The 18,645-nt window shown below is 74.3% G+C and carries 17 protein-coding genes; 6 read left to right on the top strand and 11 right to left on the bottom strand.

Translation table 11 applies throughout. The features are described 5' to 3' along the window. Positions 1-54: 54 nt before the first annotated feature. The 6 genes from ACRYR9_RS12315 to metG all read right to left on the bottom strand — a co-directional run bounded on the left by ACRYR9_RS12315 (position 55) and on the right by metG (position 7,982). On the bottom strand, positions 55-1,893 hold the full coding sequence (locus ACRYR9_RS12315) for an ABC-F family ATP-binding cassette domain-containing protein (RefSeq protein ID WP_432490934.1): 1,839 nt from the start codon (positions 1,891-1,893) through the stop codon (positions 55-57). Between the two features lie 72 nt (positions 1,894-1,965). Next, a complete protein-coding gene (locus tag ACRYR9_RS12310) occupies positions 1,966-2,919 on the bottom strand; it encodes a 4-(cytidine 5'-diphospho)-2-C-methyl-D-erythritol kinase (protein WP_432490936.1) in 954 nt (317 codons plus the stop codon). Between the two features lie 11 nt (positions 2,920-2,930). After that, on the bottom strand, positions 2,931-3,782 hold the full coding sequence (gene rsmA / locus ACRYR9_RS12305; protein ID WP_432490938.1) for a 16S rRNA (adenine(1518)-N(6)/adenine(1519)-N(6))-dimethyltransferase RsmA: 852 nt from the start codon (positions 3,780-3,782) through the stop codon (positions 2,931-2,933). A gap of 73 nt (positions 3,783-3,855) precedes the next feature. Then, the gene (locus ACRYR9_RS12300) at positions 3,856-5,019 is read right to left on the bottom strand and encodes a ubiquitin-like domain-containing protein (RefSeq protein ID WP_432490940.1); all 1,164 of its coding nucleotides are present in this window, start codon (positions 5,017-5,019) and stop codon (positions 3,856-3,858) included. A gap of 309 nt (positions 5,020-5,328) precedes the next feature. Next, positions 5,329-6,162 (bottom strand): TatD family hydrolase, encoded by an 834-nt coding sequence (locus ACRYR9_RS12295; protein WP_432490942.1) that lies wholly within the window; start codon positions 6,160-6,162, stop codon positions 5,329-5,331. After that, positions 6,159-7,982 carry a methionine--tRNA ligase gene (gene metG, locus ACRYR9_RS12290; protein ID WP_432490944.1) on the bottom strand — a complete coding sequence of 608 codons (1,824 nt, stop codon included), beginning with the start codon at positions 7,980-7,982 and terminating at the stop codon, positions 6,159-6,161. The genes ACRYR9_RS12295 and metG overlap by 4 nt, the downstream gene beginning before the upstream one ends. 145 nt (positions 7,983-8,127) lie before the next feature. On the opposite strand from metG, the gene ACRYR9_RS12285 reads away from it, so the two are divergent. Both ACRYR9_RS12285 and ACRYR9_RS12280 read left to right on the top strand, forming a co-directional pair. Beyond that, positions 8,128-8,352: a DUF3072 domain-containing protein gene (locus ACRYR9_RS12285; RefSeq protein WP_432490946.1), complete on the top strand. Its 225-nt coding sequence runs from the start codon at positions 8,128-8,130 to the stop codon at positions 8,350-8,352. Between the two features lie 55 nt (positions 8,353-8,407). Continuing rightward, the gene (locus tag ACRYR9_RS12280; protein ID WP_432490948.1) at positions 8,408-9,118 is read left to right on the top strand and encodes a VOC family protein; all 711 of its coding nucleotides are present in this window, start codon (positions 8,408-8,410) and stop codon (positions 9,116-9,118) included. A gap of 22 nt (positions 9,119-9,140) precedes the next feature. Here ACRYR9_RS12280 and ACRYR9_RS12275 read toward each other — a convergent pair whose 3' ends face one another. Both ACRYR9_RS12275 and ACRYR9_RS12270 read right to left on the bottom strand, forming a co-directional pair. After that, complete coding sequence (locus ACRYR9_RS12275; protein WP_432490950.1) at positions 9,141-10,103, bottom strand: quinone oxidoreductase family protein; 963 nt, start codon at positions 10,101-10,103, stop codon at positions 9,141-9,143. A 44-nt stretch (positions 10,104-10,147) separates the two neighbouring features. Continuing rightward, the gene (locus tag ACRYR9_RS12270) at positions 10,148-11,164 is read right to left on the bottom strand and encodes a LacI family DNA-binding transcriptional regulator (protein WP_432490952.1); all 1,017 of its coding nucleotides are present in this window, start codon (positions 11,162-11,164) and stop codon (positions 10,148-10,150) included. Positions 11,165-11,262: 98 nt separating this feature from the next. Here ACRYR9_RS12270 and ACRYR9_RS12265 point away from each other — a divergent pair, with 98 nt between their 5' ends. From ACRYR9_RS12265 to arfA, 4 genes are all read left to right on the top strand, one after another. Further along, positions 11,263-12,570: an extracellular solute-binding protein gene (locus ACRYR9_RS12265; protein WP_432490954.1), complete on the top strand. Its 1,308-nt coding sequence runs from the start codon at positions 11,263-11,265 to the stop codon at positions 12,568-12,570. A gap of 13 nt (positions 12,571-12,583) precedes the next feature. Then, positions 12,584-13,546: a carbohydrate ABC transporter permease gene (locus tag ACRYR9_RS12260; RefSeq protein ID WP_432490956.1), complete on the top strand. Its 963-nt coding sequence runs from the start codon at positions 12,584-12,586 to the stop codon at positions 13,544-13,546. Positions 13,547-13,548: 2 nt separating this feature from the next. Next, the gene (locus tag ACRYR9_RS12255; RefSeq protein WP_432490958.1) at positions 13,549-14,448 is read left to right on the top strand and encodes a carbohydrate ABC transporter permease; all 900 of its coding nucleotides are present in this window, start codon (positions 13,549-13,551) and stop codon (positions 14,446-14,448) included. A 110-nt stretch (positions 14,449-14,558) separates the two neighbouring features. Then, positions 14,559-16,076 carry an arabinosylfuranosidase ArfA gene (arfA, locus tag ACRYR9_RS12250; protein ID WP_432490960.1) on the top strand — a complete coding sequence of 506 codons (1,518 nt, stop codon included), beginning with the start codon at positions 14,559-14,561 and terminating at the stop codon, positions 16,074-16,076. Positions 16,077-16,097: 21 nt separating this feature from the next. Here the strand turns inward: arfA and ACRYR9_RS12245 are convergent, their stop codons facing one another. The 3 genes from ACRYR9_RS12245 to ACRYR9_RS12235 all read right to left on the bottom strand — a co-directional run. Beyond that, the gene (locus ACRYR9_RS12245; RefSeq protein ID WP_432490962.1) at positions 16,098-16,724 is read right to left on the bottom strand and encodes a response regulator; all 627 of its coding nucleotides are present in this window, start codon (positions 16,722-16,724) and stop codon (positions 16,098-16,100) included. Further along, complete coding sequence (locus ACRYR9_RS12240; RefSeq protein WP_432490964.1) at positions 16,721-17,923, bottom strand: sensor histidine kinase; 1,203 nt, start codon at positions 17,921-17,923, stop codon at positions 16,721-16,723. Before ACRYR9_RS12240 ends, ACRYR9_RS12245 begins: the two co-directional genes overlap by 4 nt. Positions 17,924-17,957: 34 nt before the next feature. Further along, positions 17,958-18,645: ABC transporter permease (locus tag ACRYR9_RS12235; RefSeq protein ID WP_432540194.1), on the bottom strand; the 688-nt coding region annotated here is incomplete at its 5' end.

Raw genomic sequence — 18,645 nt, 5'->3', positions numbered from 1 at the left:
CACGGGAAGACCCTGCTGCGTGCCCGTACGGGTTCACCCGTTCGCCGCAACGGCTCACTCGACGACCTCGGACACCTCCAGCCACACCTGCTCCAGCTCCTCGCGCTCGGCGACGAGCGCGCGCAGCCTGCCGTCGAGCTCCGTGACGGCGCCGGCGTCGGTGGCGCGCTCGGCGAGCTCGGCGTGCAGGCGCTCCTCGGTGCGGGCGAGCTTGTCCAGCTGCCGCTCCACCCGCGCCATCTCCTTGCGGGCCGCGCGCACCGCCGCCCCGTCGGCGGCGGGGCGCCCGCCTGCCGCGCCGGCCGCGACGGCGGCCGCGCCGCCCGCCGGTGCCGCGACCTGCGCCGCCTTGGCCGCGGCCCGGCGCTGCAGGTACTCCTCGACCCCGCCGGGCAGGTCGCGCACCGTGCCGTCCCCCAGCAGGGCCACCTGCCGGTCGGTGATGCGCTCCAGCAGGTAGCGGTCGTGGCTGACGACGACCAGGGTCCCCGGCCAGCCGTCCAGCAGGTCCTCCACCGCGGCGAGGGTGTCGGTGTCCAGGTCGTTGGTGGGCTCGTCCAGCAGCAGCACGTTGGGCTCGGCCATGAGCAGGCGCAGCAGCTGCAGGCGGCGGCGCTCGCCGCCGGAGAGGTCGTCCACGCGCGTCCAGGCGCGCTGGGCGGTGAAGCCCAGGCGCTCCAGCAGCTGGCCGGCGGGCACGTCGCGGTCCCCCAGGCGCACGTGGCTGGCGACCTTGTCCACGGCCTCCAGCGCGCGCAGCTCGCCGACCTCGTCGAGCTCGCGCACCTCCTGCGAGAGGGTGGCGACGACGACGGTCTTGCCGCGCTTGACCCGCCCGGTGTCCGGCAGGACGGTGCCGTTCACCAGCCCCAGCACGGTGGACTTGCCGGCGCCGTTGACCCCGACCACCCCGACGCGGTCCCCGGGGCCCAGCCGCCAGGTGACGTGGTCGAGCAGCCGCCGGGGCCCGTAGGACAGCGAGACGTCCTCGAGGTCGACGACGTCCTTGCCCAGGCGGGTCGTGGCCATCCTGGCCAGCTCCACGGAGTCGCGCAGCGGCGGCACGTCCTCGATGAGGGCGTTGGCGGCGTCGATGCGGAAGCGGGGCTTGCTCGTGCGGGCCGGTGCCCCGCGGCGCAGCCAGGCCAGCTCCTTGCGCAGCAGGTTCTGCCGGCGCTCCTCGGTGACGGCCGCCACCCGCGCCCGCTCGGCGCGGGTGAGCACGTAGGCGGCGTAGCCGCCGTCGTAGGGGTCGACGACCCCGTCGTGGACCTCCCAGACGCGCTCGCACACCGCGTCCAGGAACCACCGGTCGTGGGTGACGACGAGCAGCGCCCCGGACCCCTGCGCCCAGCGGGTGCGCAGGTGCCGGGCCAGCCAGTCCACGCCCTCGACGTCGAGGTGGTTGGTGGGCTCGTCGAGCACGAGGAGGTCGCCCTCGCCCGTGGGGTCGGCGGCCAGCAGGCCGGCCAGGGCGACGCGGCGGCGCTGCCCTCCGGACAGGGTCGACACGACGGTGTCGAGTCCGCCGACGTCGGAGGCGTCCAGGTCGCCCAGCAGGCCGGCGACGACGTCGCGCACGCGCGACTGCGAGGCCCAGGCGTGCTCCGCGGCGTCGCCGAGGACCGCTTCGCGCACGGTGGCCCCGGGCGGCAGCGGGTCGGACTGCGAAAGCATCCCCAGCCGCAGCCCGCCGGTGTGGGTGACGCGGCCGCCGTCGGGCTCCTGCTGCTTGGTCAGCAGGCGCAGCAGGGTGGACTTGCCGTCCCCGTTGCGGCCGACGACGCCGATGCGGTCGCCCTCGGACACGCCGAGCGACACGCGGTCGAGCAGCGTGCGCGAGCCGTGCACGACGGTCAGGGCCTCGGCGCTGACCAGGTTGGCTGCGGGCACGGTGCTCCTCCAGAGGGGTGTGGTGCGGTGGGTGCTGCGGGGCGGGCGTGCTGCGGGTGGTGGGGCGGTGCGTCAGCGCGCGCGGACGGCTTCGAGCACGCGCGCGCCGGGCACGGGGCCGGTGGCGGTGCGCACCCGCTCGCCCAGGGCGGGGCGCAGCGCCTCGGCCAGGCGCCGGGCGTGCGGCGCGGAGGCCGCCAGCAGGGCGACGGTGGGCCCGGAGCCGGAGACGAGGCCGGTCAGGGCGCCGGCGGCGGCCCCGGCGGCGAGGGTCCCGGACAGCTCGGGGGCCAGCGAGCAGGCGGCCTCCTGCAGGTCGTTGGCCAGGGCGGCGCCCAGGGCGGCGGGGTCCCCCGAGCGCAGCGCGGCCTCCACCGCGCGCAGCCGCTCCCCGGCGTCGGCCTCGGGCACGGGCAGCCCCGAGGCCTCCCGCAGCCGGTCGCACTCGGCGAACACCGCGGGGGTGGACAGCCCGCGGCCGGCGAGCACGAGCACCCAGTGGAAGGGGGCCGCGGTCAGCACGGGCACCAGGCGGTCGCCGCGGCCGGTGCCCACGGCGGTGCGCCCGTGCAGGCAGAAGGGCACGTCGGCGCCGAGCTCGGCACCCAGCTCCCCCAGCGCCTCCAGCCCCAGGTGCGTCTGCCACAGCGCGTCGCAGGCGACCAGGGCGGCGGCGGCGTCGGCGGACCCGCCGGCCATCCCGCCGGCCACGGGCACGCCCTTGCGGACCTCCAGGTGGACCCCGCCGCGCACCCCGGTGCGCTCGGCCAGCAGCAGGGCGGCGCGCAGGGCGAGGTTGCGCTCGTCCAGCGGCACCCCGGTGACGTCGACGCCCGCGGCCCCCCGCACCTGCACGGAGAAGCCGTCGGCGGCGGTGGCGGTGACGTCCTCGGCCAGGTCCAGGGCCTGGAAGACGGTGAGCAGGTCGTGGTAGCCGTCGTCGCGCAGCGGGCCGACCTCCAGCAGGAGGTTGACCTTGGCCGGGGCGCGGGCGGTGACGGCCGCCTGCGCGGGAGCGCTGAGCACGGCACCAGACCCTACGGCGTGCCGCCGACGGGACGGTGCGCCGCGATCCGGGCGAAGGCGGCGACGTCGAGCTGCTCACCGCGGGCGGCCGGGTCGACGCCGGCGGCGCGCAGCGCCCGCTCGGCACCGGGCGCCGAGCCGGCCCAGCCGGTCAGCGCCGCGCGCAGGGTCTTGCGGCGCTGGGCGAAGGCGGCGTCCACGACGGCGAAGACCTCCTCGCGGGTGGCGGTGGTCTCCGGGGCCGGGCGACGGGTGAAGGCCACCAGCCCGGAGTCCACGCGCGGCACCGGCCAGAAGACGGGTGGCGGCACGGCACCGGCGCGGCGGGCCTGCGCGTACCAGGCGGTCTTGACGCTGGGGATGCCGTAGGTGCGGCTGCCGGGCGGCGCCACGAGGCGGTCGGCCACCTCGGACTGCACCATGACCAGGCCGTGCCGCAGGGACGGGAAGCGCGCCAGCATGGACAGCAGCACGGGCACGGCCACGTTGTAGGGCAGGTTCGCCACCAGCGCGGTGGGCTCGGGACCGGGCAGCTCGTCGACGGACACGGCGTCGGCCAGCACGACGTCCAGCTCGGTGCCGGGCCGGGCGCGGGCGGCGACGGTGGCCGGCAGCTCCGCGGCCAGCACGGGGTCGATCTCGACGGCGACGACCCGGTCGACGACCTCCAGCAGGGCCAGGGTCAGGGAGCCCAGCCCGGGGCCGACCTCGACGACGACGTCGCCGGGTTCGAGGTCGGCGACGCGCACGATGCGGCGCACCGTGTTGGCGTCGACGACGAAGTTCTGCCCGAGGGTCTTGGTGGGCCGCACGCCCAGGCGCCCGGCGAGCTCGCGGACGTCGCCGGCGCTCAGCAGGGACACGGGTCCCCCGTCGCGCGGGTCGTCGCGGAGCCCACCGGGCGCGTGGCCGGGCCGGTGGTCCTGGTGGTCGTGGTCAGAGGCGCTTGCCGCACGTGGGCCATTGTCCGGCACCGGAGCGCTGGTAGAGCAGCTTGGCCCGGTAGGTCTGCTCCGAGGCCGAGGCCTGGCTGGGCAGGCCGCTGCCGCCGACGGCGTTCCAGGTGGCGACGCTGAACTGGTACAGGCCGTGGTACTTGCCGCTGGCGGAGACGATGGTCGGGTCGCCGCCGGACTCGCACTGCGCCAGCGCCGACCAGTTCAGCGAGTCCACGCCACCGCCGACGGAGCCACCCCCGGAGGACGAGGAGGAGCTGCTCGCCGCGGCGGGCGCGGGGGCGGGCTTGGCCTTCGTGCCGACCCGCACGACCTGCTCGACGGGCTGGACGTCGACGGTCTCGGCCACGGCGTCGTGCGAGACGCGCACGCCGTCGCGGAAGACGTCGTCGAAGGTGACGGTCTTGGAGCCGTCCACGCCCTGCGTGACGACCTCCCGCTCGCCCTGGTAGAGGGCGTCGGTCTGCTCGGTGCGGCTGCCGTGGGCGATCGCGACCTGCTCGGTGCTCTGCGAGCGGTCCACGCGAACGACCTGCACGCGCATCTCGGGGGTCACGCGCGCCGCGGTGTCCACGGACACCTCGTCGCCCTCGCGGACCTGCACCCCGGTCTCGGCGAGCAGGGCGGCGACGTCGGTGGCGGTGGTGGTCACCGGGCGCTCCTGCCCGTCGGCCACGACCACGGCGGCCTTGGGGGTGACCACGTCCAGCGCCAGGCCGTCGCGGCCCAGGGGCTGCGAGCGGGAGGCGGACAGCCTGGCCCCGTCGGCGCGCACGTCGAGGTCGGCGAGGGCCTCGTCGACGGTGCGGGCGGTGGTCCAGTAGGTCTGCTGCTCGCCGTCGACCGTGAGGGTCAGCTGCCGGCCGTAGCGCACGACGATCTCGGTGCCGTCGCTCACCTCGGTGCCGACGGCGGGGGCGACGATGTCGTGGGGGCCGATCTCGACGCCCTCGGACTCCAGCACGTCGGCGACGGTGCCGCCGAAGACGCTCAGCTCGGTGCGGGCGCCGTCGGCGTCGAGGGTGACGTCCTTGTCCAGGGCGGTGAAGGCCACCGTGCCGCCCACGACGGCGACGAGGGCGGTGCCCCCGGCGGCCAGGCGGAGCGTGCGGGACGTGGCGGGGAGGAGGTTGCGCAACTGCACGAGGGATCCTTCGACGTGCTTCCCGGGCACGAGCGCGGGCGCGGGCCGGTGTGAGGGGGACCCCCGTCCCCCACGTCGGTCGTGGCGCCCGGCCTGCTCGATCCGGCCGACTGCGCGGGAACGTAACCGCGCTGAGACCGCTTCGACAAGTTCCCGTGACCGCTCAAGCGCGGTGACCCTCGGTGATCACGGTGGGCCGGCCGGCCGGAACCCGGCCGCTCGCCGCCGTCAGCGCTGCAGCGCAGCGGCTCCGGCGGCGCCCCGCGGCCCGCCCGGGCCCCGCCGCGGGGCCCGGGGGTGTGAGGCAGCTCACCAGGGGCCGTAGACGTCCTCCGTGGTGGCGGCGAGCTGGGCGCACAGCTGCTCCAGGTCCGCGCCGAGCACCTCGGCCATCGCCCGCACGGTGAGCGGGACGAGGTAGCCGGCGTTGGGCCGGCCCCGGTGCGGCACCGGCGTCAGGTACGGGGCGTCGGTCTCCACCATGATCCGCTCGCGGGGGGCGACGCGCAGCGCCTCGCGCAGCGGCTCGGCGTTCTTGAAGGTCACCGTCCCGGCGAAGGAGAGGTAGTAGCCGGCCTCGGCGCACGCGCGCGCCATCGCCGCGTCCCCGGAGAAGCAGTGGAAGACCGTGCGCTCGGGCGCGCCCTCCTCGGCCAGCACGCGCAGGACCGCGTCGTGGGCGTCGCGGTCGTGGATCTGCAGCGCCAGGCCCAGCTCCTTGGCGAGGGCGATGTGCGCGCGGAACGACTCCTCCTGCAGGTGCCACTGGTGCGGCGGGGTGCGGAAGAAGTCCAGCCCCGTCTCGCCCACCACCCGCACGCGGGGGTGGTGGGCGAGCTCGCGGACCTCGGCCAGCGCCGCGCCCAGCTCGCCGCGCTCGGCCAGGCCCGGCACCTCGTTGGGGTGGATCGCCACCCCGCCCAGCAGCTGCGGGTGCCGGTCGACGGCCTCGACCGTCCAGCGGGCCGCGGGCAGGTCGCAGCCGATCTGCACCGAGCGCGGCACCCCGGCCGCCGAGGCCGCCGCCAGCAGCGCGGCGACCTCGGCCTCGGAGACCTCGGAGTCCAGGTGGGTGTGGTTGTCGGCCACCGGCACCGGCAGCGGTTCCGGTGCCGGCGGCCGGGAGCCCTCGCGCGGGCTCACCCGGCGTCGGGGTCCTCGCCCCGCAGCCGGTGGTGCTCCTGCTCGACCACCGCGTCGACGTCGAGCTTGGTGAAGACGGGCTTCGGCGCCGCGACGGGCGTGCCGGGCACCACCGGGTGCGACGCCCACTGCGGCAGGGTCCCGCCGCGGCGGTAGTCGCCGGTGAGCACCGGGTACGAGCGCGAGGCGTCGTCGAGGTCGGTGACCTCGCGCAGCTGCGGCATCGGCGAGACGGTGCCGGTGCCGCCCAGGGCCTCGTGCACCGCCTGCGCCGAGTGCGGCAGGAACGGCGACAGCAGGGTGCGGCAGTCCGAGACGGCCTGCGCCGTGACGTGCAGCACCGAGCGCATCCGCTCCGGGTCGGAGTTCTTGATCTTCCAGGGCTCCTGCTCGGTGAGGTACTTGTTCACCTCGCCGACCACGCGCATCGCCTCGCCGATCGCCGCGCGCTGCCGGTGCGCCTCGATGAGGGCGCCGACGTCGCCGAACCCGCCGGCGGTGGTGGTCAGCAGCGCCCGGTCGGCGTCGGTGAGCTCGCCGCGCTCGGGGATGGAGCCGACGTTCTTGGCGATGAGGCTGGCGGTGCGGTTGACGAGGTTGCCCCACCCGGCGACCAGCTCGGAGTTGGTGCGGGTGGCGAACTCCCGCCAGGTGAAGTCGGCGTCGTTGTTCTCCGGCCCGGCGGCGGAGATGAAGTACCGCAACGCGTCCGGCTGGTAGCGGGCCAGCACGTCGCGCACGTAGATGACCACGCCGCGGCTGGAGGAGAACTGCTTGCCCTCCATGGTGAGGAACTCGCTGGCGACGACCTCGCTGGGCAGGTTCAGCGCGCCGAACGGGCCCGGCTCGCCGCCCTGCGCGCCCTTCCCGTCGTAGGCCAGCAGTTCGGCCGGCCAGATCTGGGAGTGGAAGGTGATGTTGTCCTTGCCCATGAAGTAGTACGACTCGGCGGCCGGGTCGGTCCACCACGCCTTCCACGCGTCGTCGTCGCCGGAGCGGCGGGCCCACTCCACCGACGCCGACAGGTAGCCGATGACGGCGTCGAACCACACGTACAGCCGCTTGGCGGGGTTGTCCTCCCAGCCGGCCAGCGGCACCGGGATGCCCCAGTCGATGTCGCGGGTCATGGCCCGCGGCTTCATGTCCGCGAGCAGGTTCTGGGAGAACTTCAGCACGTTGGGGCGCCAGCGGCCGGTGTCGGCGCGGGTCTGCAACCAGGACCCCAGGGCCTCGGCCAGGGCGGGCAGGTCGAGGTAGAAGTGCTCGGTCTCGACGAACACGGGCGTCTCGCCGTTGATGCGGCTGCGGGGGTTCTTCAGCTCGATCGCGTCGAGCTGGTTGCCGCAGTTGTCGCACTGGTCGCCGCGGGCGCCGTCGAAGCCGCAGATCGGGCAGGTGCCCTCCACGTAGCGGTCCGGCAGGGTGCGCCCGGTGGACGGGGAGATGGCCCCCATGCCCTTCTTCGCCACCATGTACCCGTTGCGGTGCACGGTGCGGAACATCTCCTGCACGACCGCGTAGTGGTTGCGCGTGGTGGTGCGGGTGAACAGGTCGTAGGACAGGCCCAGCCCGTGCAGGTCCTCGGCGATGACCCGGTTGTAGCGGTCCGCCAGCTCCTGCGGGCTCACGCCCTCCTGCTCGGCCTGCACGAGGATCGGTGTGCCGTGCTCATCGGTGCCGGAGACCATGAGGACGTCGTGACCCGCCATCCGCATGTACCGGCTGAACACGTCGGAGGGGACGCCGAAGCCGGCGACGTGGCCGATGTGGCGGGGGCCGTTGGCGTAGGGCCAGGCCACCGCGGACAGGACGTGGGTCATGGCCCGATCCTAGGGCGCAGCCCGCCTCGGGCGGGTCCGCGGGCGGGTGGCGCCCCGGGCGCTCGCCCGGTGCCGGGACGGCTGGGGCGAGCGGCTCGCGCCGCTCGCCGGGCGCGTGTCGCACCCGGGTCGTAGCGTCGGCCCCGTGAGCGAGAACAGCAGCGAGGACCAGACCCCCGACCCCGCCCGGAGCGCCGAGAAGGACCCGGAGACCTGGGTCACCGGCGACGAGCCGATGACCGGCCCGCAGAAGAGCTACCTGGAGACCCTCGCCCGCGAGGCCGGCCGCGAGCTGCCGGACGACCTGACGAAGGCGCACGCCTCCGAGCTCATCGACGAGCTGCAGCAGCAGACCGGCCGCGGGCAGTAGGCCCGTGGTCCCCGGTCGGCCGGTCGCACCGGGGGCGGGGTCGCGGCTGGCCTCGGTGACGGTCGACGCGGCCGAGCCCGGGTCCCTGGCGCGCTGGTGGGCGCGGGCGCTGGACTGGCGCCTGGGCCACGCCGACGCCGGGGAGGTGGACGTGGACCCGCCCGAGGGCGAGCCGGGGGTGCCGCTGGTGTTCGTGCCGGTGCGCGAGCCCAAGCGGGGCCCCAACCGCGTCCACCTGGACCTGGACACCTCCTCCCCCGCCGACCAGCGCCAGACGGTGCAGTTCCTGCTGGACGCCGGCGCCCGGCGCGCCGACGTGGGGCAGGGCGACGCGCCGTGGGTGGTGCTCGCCGATCCCGAGGGCAACGAGTTCTGCGTGCTCGACCCGCGCCCGCAGTACGAGGGGTGCGGGCGGGTGGCGGCGATCGTCGTGCAGGCGCTGCGCCCGCAGGCGCTGGCGGCCTTCTGGGCCCCGCTGACCGGCTGGGAGCCGGCGCGCTCGGACCCGGCGGCCGCGGCGCTGCGCGACGGCCGCACCGGCCCCTACCTGGAGTTCGTGCGCACCACCACCGCGCACGCGGTGAAGAACCGCTGGCACCTGGACGTGCGCCCGACCTCCCCGCCGCCGGGGCAGGACCGCGTCGTGCTGGCGGCCCGCGAGGCCGGGGCCCGCCCGGTGGACGTCGGCCAGCACCGCCGGGTGAGCTGGGTCGTGCTGGCCGACCCCGAGGGCAACGAGTTCTGCGTGCTCTCCGGCCGAGGCTGAGGGCCCCGGGCGCGCGCCCCGCTCAGGGCACCAGCAGGAGCTTGCCCGTCGTGCGCCTGCCCTGGAGCTCCTCGTGGGCTCGGCGGGCCCGCTCCAGCGGGTGGGTGCCGCCGATCCGCACCCGCAGGCGCCCGTCCGCGACCCACCCGAACAGCTCCTCGGTGCGCGCCAGCAGCTCGGCGCGGTCCTGCGTGTACGAGGCCAGGGTGGGCCGGGTCAGGAACAGCGAGCCGGCGGCGTTGAGGCGCTGCACGTCGAACGGCGGCACCTGCCCGGACGAACCGCCGTACAGGGCCAGCAGGCCGCGCGGGCGCAGCGCGCTCAGCGACGCGTCGAAGGTGTCCTTCCCGACGCCGTCGTAGACGACGTCCACGCCCCGGCCGCCGGTCAGCTCGCGGGCGCGCCGGGCGGCGTCGGCGTAGGGCACGACCTCCTCGGCGCCGGCGGCGAGCGCCGGCTCCGCCTTGTCCTGCGTGGAGGTGGTCGCGAGCACCCGCCCGCCGCGCAGCCGCACCAGCTGCGTCAGCAGCAGGCCCACCCCGCCGGCGGCGGCGTGCACGAGCGCCCAGGTGCCCTCGGTGACGCGGAACGTGTCGGTGGCCAGGTAGTGCGCGGTCAGCCCCTGCAGCAGGACGGCCGCCGCGGTGCGCGCGTCGACGCCGGCGGGCACGGGGACCAGCTCGTCGGCGGCGACCAGGGCCCGTTCGGCGTAGCTGCCGCTCCCCTCCTTCCACGCCACGAGGTCGCCGGGGGCGAACCCCTCGACGCCCTCGCCGGCGCGCACGACGCGGCCGGCGCCCTCGCTGCCGAGCACGGCGGGCAGGTCGAGCGGGTAGACCCCGCTGCGGCGGTAGGTGTCGATGAAGTTCACGCCCGCGGCCTCGACGGCCACGAGGACCTGCCCGGGGCCCGGCTCCGGCTCCGGCACCTCGACGAGGGTGAGGACCTCCGGGCCGCCCGTGGCGGTGATCTGCACGGCTCGCACGGCGCGATCCTGCCCGACGGGGCGGGTGGGCACGAGTGCGCCCGTCAGCCCCCGGTGCTCTCCCGCACCACGAGGCGGTGCTCGGCGGTGAGGACCCGCGGCGCGACGTCGAGGCCGTCGAGCCGCTCGGCCAGCAGCGCCAGGGCCTGCTCGGCGATCGAGGTGCGGTCGATGGCGACGGTGGTGAGGGTGGGTGCGCAGAAGCGCGACTCCTCGACGTCGTCGACCCCGACGACCGCGACGTCCTCGGGCACCCGGCGACCCAGGCGGCGCAGGGCGTGCAGGGCGCCGAAGGCGAGCAGGTCGTTGGCGGCGAAGATCGCGTCGACGTCCGGGCGGGCGGTCAGCAGTTCCACCACGGCGTCGTGGCCGTGCCCGCGCTCCCACTCGGGCGTCGGCCGCAGGAGCTGCGGGTCGACCTCGATCCCGGCCCGCTGCAGCGCCCGGCGGTAGCCGGCGACGCGCTGGGCGAGCACCGGGGATCGCTCCGCGTCCTTGTCGCCGAGGAACGCGACGCGCCGGCGGCCGAGCTGGAGCAGGTGGGTGGTGGCCAGTTCCCCGATGGCGGTGGAGTCGATGGTGACGCGGTCGGCGCCGGCCCCCTCGCCGTTCTCCCCGATGAGCACCGCGGGGGTGCGGTCGCGCCGCCCGGCGAGCACCCCGGTGGGGATGTTCAGGGGGACGAACACCAGCCCGTCGACCATGCGCACCCCGAACCCCTCGGCGGCCTGGCGCTCGCGGTCGGGGTCGGCGTCGGTCTGCTCGACGAGCAGGGTCAGCCCGCGCCTGCGGGCGGCGTCGACCAGGGCGCCGGTGAGCTCGCCGTAGTAGGGGCTCGTGACGTGCGGGATGGCCAGCGCGATCAGGCCGCTGCGGCCCTGGCGCAGCTGCCTCCCCATCCCGTTGGGGCGGTAGTCCAGCTGCTCGATGAAGGCGCGGACCCGCTCGCGCATCTCCGGGCGCACGTGGGGGTGGTCGTTGACGACGTTGGAGACCGTCTTGATCGAGACGCCGGCCGCTGCGGCGACGTCCTTCAGCGTCGTCGCTCGGGTCGCTGGCATGTGTCGATCGTGACACACTCCGCGCCCTCCCGGACGGCTTGACCTGCGGTCGACGCCGTGGCACCTTCTCTTCCAACGTTGCAAGAAGGAGGTCGAGGGTGACCGCACCATCTCGCCGCGCGTTCCTGCGCGGCACCGCTCTGACTGCCGGACTGGCGGGCACGGGCGTCCTGAGCTCTTGCGCCACACCGCTCACGGCGGTGGGCGCGGAGTCGTCCCTGCAGTACTGGAACTTCTTCGCCGGCGGCGACGGCCTGCGCATGATCGGCCTGGTCGACGCCTTCCGCGCCGAGCACCCCGAGGTCGACGTGACGGCCACGACGCTGGCCTGGGGCTCGCCGTACTACACGAAGCTGGCGATGGCGGCGGCCGGCGGCCGGCCGCCGGACGTGGCGTCCATGCACCTGTCGCGGCTGCCCACGTTCGCCGAGCACCTGCTGGAGCCGTTCGACCTGGACGAGCTGGCCGGGCTGGGCATCACCGAGGCCGACTTCCCCGCTCCCCTGTGGCGCAAGGCCACCGTGAACGGCGAACTGTTCGCCGTCCCGCTGGACTCGCACCCCTTCGTGCTCTTCTACAACACGGACATCTGCGCGCAGGCCGGGTTGCTGGAGGCCGACGGGAGCCTGAAGCCCATCACCAGCCCGCAGGACCTCATCGAGTTCGGCCGGCGCTGCGCCGAGGTCACCGGGGGCAACGGCATCGCCTACGCCGCCGCGGACGCCTTCGTGAACTGGATGCTGTTCTGGACGCTGTACAGCCAGAACGGCGGGACCCTGGAGCTGCCCCCGGGCGGCACCGCGCAGTTCGACCGCGCCAAGATGGTCGAGGTCCTGACCTTCATGCAGGAGTTCACCGACGGCGAGGCCGTCTCGCAGACGGCCGACGCCGCCGGCGCCATCGCGGTGTTCGGTTCCAACCAGGCCGGCCTCCTGCTGACCGGCGAGTGGGAGGTCAGCACCTTCCTCACCACGGGCACGCCGTTCTCCATGCAGGAGTTCCCGCAGCTGTACGGCACCGCGGCGGTGCGCGGCGACGGCCACAGCTTCGTCCTGCCGCGCCAGCGCGACCTGGACGAGGAGAGCCGGCGCAACGCCTACCTCTTCGTCGCCTCGGCGCTGAAGAACTCCCTGTCGTGGGGCGAGGGCGGGCACATCCCCGCCTACGGCCCGGTCAGCGAGTCCCAGGAGTACCTGGCGCTGACGCCGCAGTCCAACTACCGCGGGGCGGCCGACAAGATCGCCTTCGACCCGGACGCGTACTTCTCCGGTTCGGGGTCCTCCCTGATGGGGCAGGCCGGCCAGATCCTGGCCGCGCTGCACCTGCAGAGCATCACGCCCGACGAAGCCGTCGACCAGCTCGAGGCGTGGTTGAACAAGCAGCTCGCCACCCCGAGCCCGGTCTGAGGAGGACACCGACATGGCCACCACCACGACGACGTCCACCGTCTCGCCCGGGCCCGCCCGGCCGCTGGACCAGCGCGTCCCCAAGAACAGCCTGACGACCAACCGGGGCGGCTTCTGGTTCGTCCTGCCGTTCCTCGTCGTCTACGCCCTCTTCACGATCGTCCCCGTCCTGTACGGCCTGGGGATGAGCTTCTTCGACGTCAGCCTCGCCGGGAAGCCCGCCCAGTTCGTCGGGGTGGACAACTACGCCGAACTGCTCGGCGACTCCCAGGTGTGGCGCACGCTGGGCCACACCCTGCTGTTCACCGTCATGAGCACGATCCCGCTCGTCGCCGTCGCCCTGGGCATGGCGCTGCTGGTGCAGTCCGGCGTGCGCGGCCAGTGGCTGTGGCGCTTCTCGTTCTTCGCGCCGTTCCTGCTGCCGGTGGCCACCGTCGTGCTCATCTGGCAGTGGCTGTTCCAGAACGACCTGGGCTTCATCAACAACACGCTGGCCCAGTGGGGCCTGCCCACCGTGGGCTGGCTCACCGATCCGAACATGGCCCTGCTCTCCACCGTGATCATCACGGTCTGGTGGACCGTGGGCTTCAACTTCCTGCTGTACCTGTCCGCGCTGCAGGCCATCCCGGAGTCGATCTACGAGGCCGCCGCCATCGACGGCGCCGGCCCGTTCCGCCGCCTGGTGTCCATGACGCTGCCGCTGCTGAGCCGCACGACCGGCCTGGTGGTCATCCTGCAGGTCCTGGCGTCGCTGAAGGTCTTCGACCAGATCTACATCCTGTGGGCCGGCGGCACCGGTGGCCCCGAGGGCGCGGCGGCACCGATCCTGCAGTACGTCTACGACTCCGGCTTCGTGAACTACCGGCTGGGCTACGCCTCGGCGATCTCGTACTTCTTCTTCCTCCTCATCATCGCGGTGTCGCTGGGTCAGCTCTGGCTGACCAACCGTCGCAGCACCAACCGGAAGGGACACTGACCATGGCGACCCTCGCACCGTCGCGGGCGACGTCCGGCCGTCGCCCCTCCCGCACGAGCGACCAGCGCGGCCCCAAGGCCCCGCTGGGGCTCCGGGCCCTGGTGGTCACGGGCCTGGTCGTGGTCTCGCTGCTGTGGCTGGCACCGCTGCTGTGGGCCCTGGACACCTCGCTCAAGCCCGAGGCGGAGACCACCGCGGTGCCGCCGCAGTGGATCCCGGAGTCCGGGTTCACCCTGGACGCCTACCGCTCCGTGCTGGGCAGCGACGACCTCATCACCTGGTTCGTCAACTCCACGGTCGTCGCGATCGCCGTGACGATCCTGACCGTGGCCGTCTCGGCGCTGGCCGCGTACGGGTTCTCCCGCACCTCGTTCCGCGGCAAGAACTTCCTCCTGGCCCTGACCGTGGCCGGCATCATGGTGCCGCCGCAGATCCTCATCGTGCCGCTGTACAAGCAGCTCATCGTGATGGGCCTGGTGGACACCTACTGGGGCATCATCCTGCCGCAGCTGGTGGCACCCGCCATGGTCTTCATCCTGAAGAAGTTCTTCGACGGCGTGCCCAAGGAGCTGGAGGAGGCGGCCCGCGTGGACGGCGCCGGCACCTTCCGCATCTTCTGGCAGATCATCATGCCGCTGTCGCGCTCCATCATCGCGGCGGTCGCGATCTTCGTGTTCATCGGCGCCTGGAACAACTTCCTGTGGCCGCTGATCGTGACCTCGGACCCGAACCTCATGACCCTGCCGGTCGGCCTGGTCACGGTGCAGAGCACCTTCGGCATCCGCTACGCGCAGGTCATGGCCTCGGCCATCCTGGCGGGCCTGCCCCTCATCATCGTGTTCATGCTGTTCCAGCGGCAGATCATCAAGGGCGTCGCCACCACCGGCCTCGGCGGCCAGTGACACCCTGATCCGGGACGGGCGTGCGGCCACGGCCACGCGCCCGTCCCTGCGTTCCACCACACCACCCCACGACCCCACCACCCCGCACGACAGCCCCAGGAAGGACCCCCGTGCGCAACGCCCGCCTCACCCTCGACCCCGCCTTCACCGTCGGCCCGGTCCCGCACCGACTGTTCGGCTCCTTCGTGGAGCACATGGGCCGCTGCGTGTACACCGGCATCTTCGAGCCGGACCACCCCACCGCCGACGAGGACGGCCTGCGCGGCGACGTCCTGGAGCTGACGAAGCAGATCGCCCCCACCGTGGTGCGCTACCCCGGCGGCAACTTCGTCTCCGGCTTCGACTGGGAGGACTCCGTCGGCCCGCGCGAGGAGCGCCCCCGGCGCATCGACCGCGCGTGGCGCTCGGTGGAGACGAACCAGTTCGGCCTGGCCGAGTTCGACTCCTGGGCCCGCAAGGTCGGCACCGAGACGATGATGGCCGTCAACCTCGGAACCCGCGGCCTGCAGGACGCCTGCAACCTGCTCGAGTACACGAACCTGAACTCCGGCACGAAGTACTCCGACCTGCGCGTCGCGCACGGCACCAAGGACCCGCTGGACATCAAGCTGTGGTGCCTGGGCAACGAGCTGGACGGGCCCTGGCAGACCGGTCACAAGACCGCCCACGAGTACGGCCGCCTGGCCGCCGAGACCGGCATGGCGATGCGCTCCATCGACCCGGACATCGAGCTCGTGGCCGTCGGCTCCTCCAGCCGCTCGATGCCGACGTTCGGCGAGTGGGAGTCCACCGTCCTGGAGCTGTCGTACCACGCGGTCGACTACGTCTCCTGCCACGCCTACTACGAGGAGTCCGACGGCGACGCCGCCAGCTTCCTCGCCTCGGCCGTCGACATGGACCTCTTCATCGACCAGGTCGTCGCCACGGCGGACGCGGTGCGCGCGAAGGGCAAGCACAACAAGCGCATCAACATCTCGTTCGACGAGTGGAACGTGTGGTACCAGTCGCGCCCCCACCACGCCCCCGGCGTGCAGCCCTGGGACGTCGCCCCGCGCGTCATCGAGGACGAGTACTCCATCACCGACGCCGTCGTCGTCGGCACGCTGCTGAACTCGCTGCTGCGCCACGCCGACCGCGTCACCATCGGCGCCCAGGCGCAGCTGGTCAACGTCATCGGCCTGCTGCGCAGCGAGGCCGGCGGGGACGCGTGGAAGCAGACCATCGCCCACCCGTTCGAGCAGATGCGCCACCTCGCCACCGGTGACGTGCTGCGGGTCGCGACGACGTCCGACAAGTACGAGACCGACAAGTTCGGCGACGTCGACGTCGTGGACGCCAGCGCCACCTGGAACGACGACACCTCCACCGTGTCGCTGTTCCTGGCCAACCGCGACCAGTCCGAGAGCGCCTCGGTCGAGGTGTCCCTGCGCGGCTTCGACGTGGACAAGGTCGTCAGCGCCAAGGTGCTGGCCGCCACCGAGGGCCAGGACCGGCACACCACCAACGCGACCGGTTCGCACGACCAGGTCGGCCTGCGCCCCCTGCAGGACGTCTCGATCGTCGACGGCCTGGCCACGATCGTGCTGCCGCCGCTGTCGTGGGCGGTCGTGCAGGTCGCGAAGGCCTGACCCGCCCGGGAGGCCGAGGGGTCAGATCCAGCCGGCGCGGCGAGCCGCGACGACGGCCTCGTGCCGGTTGGACACCCCCAGCTTCCCCACGCAGCTGGACAGGTGGTTGCGGACGGTGCCCGGCGACAGGGAGACGCGCACGGCGATCTCCTCGATGCCGGCACCGTCCGCGGCCAGTTCCAGCACATCGGCCTCGCGCGGCGTCAGGGGGCTCTCCCCCGCCGCGATGGCGTCGGCCGCCAGCTCGGGGTCCACGTAGCGCCCGCCGGCGGCGACGGTGCGGATGGCGTCGGCCAGCACCGCACCGGAGGCGGTCTTGGGCAGGAAACCCCGCACGCCCAGCTCCAGCGCCCGCTTGAGGTAACCCGGCCGGCCGTGGCTGGTGAGGATCAGCGTGGTGCAGCCGGGCACGTCGGCGTGCACCGCCTCGGCGACCGCGAGCCCGTCCGCACCCGGCATCTGCAGGTCCAGCACCGCCACGTGCGGGCGCTCCTTGCGGGCCACCGCGATCGCCTCGGGACCGGAGGCGGCCTGCGCGACCACGTCGATGTCGTCCTGCAGCTGCAGCAGCCCCGCCACCGCCGAGCGCACGAGGTTCTCGTCGTCGGCCAGCAGGACCCGGATCGGCTCGCCCGCCGCGGCGCTCACGCGCTCACCACCGGCAGCTCCACGCGCAGCGCGAAGGTGCCTTCGCGGCGCTCGGTGGTCAGCTCCCCGCCCAGCGGCCGCAGCCGCTCGGCCAGTCCCACCAGGCCCGAGCCGCTCCCGGGCACCGTCTGCGGCGCCCCGTCGTTCTCGATCAGCACCCGCACCGGTCCGCCTCCCCCGCCGCTCACCTCGATGCGGCACCGCGTCGCCGACGAGGAGTGCCGCACCACGTTGGTCACACCCTCCCGCACCACCCACGCCGCCGCCGTGCGGGCCGCCTCGGAGGCACCGGCGGCGTCGGCGGTGACGGTGCACTCCACCCCGGCCGAGCGCAGCAGGGCCGCCGCGCCCTCCAGCTCCACGTCCAGGTCCACCCCGCGGTAGCCGCGCACCACCTCGCGCACCTCGCGCAGCGACTCCTGCGCGATGCGGCGCACCTCCTCCGCGCGATCGACCGCCTCCGGCCGCCCCCGCCGGGCGAGCTCGGCCACCAGGTCGCTGGTGACGGCGATGGCGGACAGGTCCCGGCCGACGACGTCGTGCAGGTCGCGCGCGAAGCGCAGCCGCTCCTCCGCCACCGCAAGGCGTGCGCGGTCCCGCTCGGCGGAAGCGAGCCGGCGCACGACGTCGAGGATCCACATCGACAGCCGCACGGTGACGGCCGCGAACCAGCACACGACCGCCAGCACCAGCCCGGCCAGCAGGACCTGCCCCGGCCACTCGAACGCCTCGCGGTTCAGCGCGATGAGGACGGTCCCGGCCAGCAGGGCCAGCGCACCGCTGCGCCGGGCGCCCAGGAACCCCGCCGGCCAGAACAGCACCACCACGGCGGCCACGCGCACCAGTCCCCCGCCCTGCGGCGAGGGCATGGCGAACCCGGCGCAGAAGGCCGCGGCCGAGGTGAGGACGAGCGGCACCCGCGACGAGCGCGGCACGTGACCGCGGGTGACCAGGCGGCCGAGCACGAGCCCCACCACCACCGCCTGCAGGACCGACAGCACCAGCGCGGCGACCCCGGCGACGGGACGGACGCCCAGCACGTCGGGGTCGGTGACCCGGCCGAAGACCACCAGGGGGCCGATGGCCACGAGACCGCTGAACGAGTGGCGCGTGTAGAAGGTGATGCGCTCGACGTCGTCCTTGGCGCTCCACCAGCGCCCCCAGGACCCCGCCCACCCGCGCCCGGCCGTGCTGTTCACCCCCGAACCCTCTCAGCTCCCAGCGCGGGCTCGCTCAGGAGCGCGGGGACCAGCGGAAGCCGGAACGCACCAGCAGCACACCCACGACCACCCAGCCCAGCAGCGTCCCGGTCCACACCGCGACGTCGGCGAACGTCGGCTCACCGATCCAGCCGGCGCGCAGCAGCTCCACCACGGGCGCCAGGGGCGTGAACTCCGCGACGCGCGCCACCGCCGGCGGCAGCGCGTCCAGGGGGACGGCGAACCCGCCGCCGACGGCGCACACGGCGATCACCGGCAGGGAGGTGACCTGGGCGGACTCCAGGGTCCGGGTCCACGTCGCGGTGACCAGCGCCAGGGCGGAGTGCGCCACCACGCCCAGCAGGAGGCCGGCGAGGACCAGCAGGGGGCTGGACGGCAGCTGCAGGTCCAGCGCGGCGAACCCGGCGAGCACCAGCACGCCGGTCATGACGACGGTGACCAGGGCCGACGGCAGCGCCAGCGACACCAGCACCTCCGCGTCGGTGGCCTCGCCGGTGCGCAACCGCTGCAGCACCCCCTCCTCGCGGCGGGCCACGGCCGCGGACAGCACGTTGTAGAAGACGACGAACAGCAGCAGCGAGGCGGTCACCATGTTCACCGCGGTCGCGGGGCCCCGGCCGCCGCCGAGCCGGGCGCCCCCCCCCCAGGCCACCAGCGCGATCACCCCGCCCCGCACCCCCCCCGCGCTGAACAAATAGGTG

This window comes from Kineococcus auxinigenes (assembly GCF_050871525.1).
Classification (GTDB): domain Bacteria; phylum Actinomycetota; class Actinomycetes; order Actinomycetales; family Kineococcaceae; genus Kineococcus.
Note: the sequence above shows the minus strand (reverse complement) of the source record. Positions and strands in the feature narration are given on the sequence as shown.

Excerpts from the sequence above, each read along its gene's own strand:
- ACRYR9_RS12260 (WP_432490956.1), top strand. The coding sequence starts at position 12,584 with ATGGCCACCACCACGACGACGTCCACCGTCTCGCCCGGGCCCGCCCGG.
- ACRYR9_RS12270 (WP_432490952.1), bottom strand. The coding sequence starts at position 11,164 with ATGCCAGCGACCCGAGCGACGACGCTGAAGGACGTCGCCGCAGCGGCC.
- metG (WP_432490944.1), bottom strand. The coding sequence starts at position 7,982 with ATGACCCACGTCCTGTCCGCGGTGGCCTGGCCCTACGCCAACGGCCCC.
- ACRYR9_RS12255 (WP_432490958.1), top strand. The coding sequence starts at position 13,549 with ATGGCGACCCTCGCACCGTCGCGGGCGACGTCCGGCCGTCGCCCCTCC.